General features: G+C 62.8%; 1 protein-coding gene. It reads right to left on the bottom strand.

The window, feature by feature from the left end; translation table 11 throughout:
* A partial coding sequence (locus FW764_RS28055; protein WP_446436719.1) for a ribonucleotide-diphosphate reductase subunit beta occupies window positions 1-824 on the bottom strand: 824 nt, incomplete at its 3' end.
* Window positions 825-857: the final 33 nt, after the last annotated feature.

The raw sequence follows: 857 nt of genomic DNA, 5'->3' as shown, positions 1-857 counted from the left end.
TCGATACCGAAGTTCAGGTGCATCGACTCGTCGCGCAGGATGTACTGGAACTGTTCGGCGACGCCGGTCATTTTGTTGCGGCGGCCCATGGACAGGATTTGGGTGAAGCCGCAGTAGAAGAAGATGCCTTCGAGGACGCAGTAGTAGGCGACCAGGTTGCGCAGCAGTTCTTTGTCGGTTTCGACGGTGCCGGTTTCGAACTTCGGATCGGAGATCGAACGGGTGTACTTCAGGCCCCAGGCGGCCTTTTTGGCCACCGATGGGATCTCGTGGTACATGTTGAAGATCTCGCCTTCATCCATGGCCAGCGATTCGATGCAGTACTGGTAGGCGTGGGTGTGGATCGCTTCTTCGAAGGCCTGGCGCAGGATGTACTGGCGGCACTCCGGGTTGGTGATCAGGCGGTACACGGCCAGGACCAGGTTGTTGGCAACCAGGGAGTCGGCAGTGGAGAAGAAGCCGAGGTTGCGCATGACGATGCGGCGTTCGTCGTCGGTCAGGCCTTCGGGGGTTTTCCACAGGGCGATGTCGGCGGTCATGTTGACCTCTTGCGGCATCCAGTGGTTGGCGCAGCCGTCGAGGTACTTCTGCCAGGCCCAGTCGTACTTGAAGGGCACGAGTTGGTTGAGGTCGGCGCGGCAGTTGATCATGCGCTTTTCGTCAACGGCGACGCGGGCGGCGGAGCCTTCCAGCTCGGCGAGGCCTTCGGCGACGTCGAGTTTGTCCAGGGCGGCTTTGGCGCGCACGATGGCGGCGGAGTCACTGGCGGTGACGGCGCGGGCTTCGATGGCGGCGGCAGCGCCGGCACCGTCGAGGCGGTCCATATTGGCTTCGGTGGCGTGGCCGGCGTTGGCGCC

Source organism: Pseudomonas sp. 1152_12 (genome assembly GCF_052850675.1).
The sequence above is the reverse complement of the archived record's forward strand: the minus strand, read 5'-3'. Positions and strand labels throughout refer to the sequence as shown.